This window comes from Paenibacillus sp. NPDC058898 (assembly GCF_049316025.1).
GTDB lineage: Bacteria > Bacillota > Bacilli > Paenibacillales > Paenibacillaceae > Paenibacillus_AQ.
On sequence record NZ_JBMOSM010000044.1, the window covers coordinates 1 to 1,035 of the forward strand.

Consider the following 1,035-nt stretch of genomic DNA (forward strand, 5'->3'; position numbering starts at 1 on the left):
GGCCACCTTCACAGGGGAAGCGCCATCGGTCACGTCCAGGTCGGTCCACCGGGAGGAGTCGACGCCGTGTTCGGGTCGGGCACAGAGCTGTGCGCCGATGTCGTGGGCGGTGTGGACCCAGCCGTGGCCTTCGAGCCAGGCCACCCACGCGATAGCGCCGTGGCCTGTGTGTTGTTCGGCGAGATCGGTGAGGTCGAACACCATCACCGAGGGCTGATAGCCAGGGATCGGGTTGCGCTCGCCGTCGCCACCGGATGGGGAGTCCGGGAAGTCGTCTCCGGTGTCGAGGTCGACATCGGAAATGTAGTCCGGGAGTGGGTAGTCGTCGGCGACGTCGAGGTCGACACCGAGCGCGCCGGCCAACGCGCGACGGATCGCGGTGGCCTCTTCCGGCAGGGGCATGGGCGGTAGACCTCTCTGTGGTGTCCGACCCGCACCACGATAACGATCAGCCGTTCTACGTGGCGTTTTTCCGGAGCGCTCGTGCGAGTCGACCTGGGGGCAGTGGATCGTTCGGGCCGATGAGGTCGCCGGTGAACCGCGGTTCCGGACGCGTGTCGCGAAACGGTGCGTGATACACCGCGCGCCGAAATTCGCGCAGGCCCTCGGTGAGTTGGGTTGTCGCGATGGTCGCGTGCGTGCCGCCTCCTGATTCGAAGTGGTCGGGGTAGAGGTAGAGCAGGGCGGCGGACAGCCTGCGCGCAACGATGTCGGCCGCATCGCGAACATCGGGGTCGGGGTGTCCGAGGATCACTGTCAGCAATTCTGGTTCCACCTCTTTCACGAGCTCGAGGTGAATCCCGCGGGCGTGCTCGTATGTCGGCGGTTCCTCGCCCTCTATCGGGATGAAGGGCTGAATCGTTGACGACCAAAACCTTTCGGCGACTATCAGCGTGGCGACGGTGGCCGGGTGCAGCGACTTGACGAACGCTCGGTACTCGGCGTCGAGGATGGCTGAATCAGTCATCAGGACATGGTATTTCGAGCCGACACCCACCACGCGGTCATTGCGACATCGACGTGGCTGGGCCAGCT

General features: G+C 65.2%; 2 protein-coding genes. Both read right to left on the bottom strand.

The genetic code is table 11. The features are described from left to right. The coding region (locus tag ACOZB4_RS34100) for a hypothetical protein (protein WP_422759744.1) at positions 1–402 on the bottom strand (402 nt) is incomplete at its 3' end. A 55-nt stretch (positions 403–457) separates the two neighbouring features. After that, on the bottom strand, positions 458–1,035 hold a 578-nt coding region (locus ACOZB4_RS34105), incomplete at its 5' end, for a hypothetical protein (protein ID WP_422759745.1).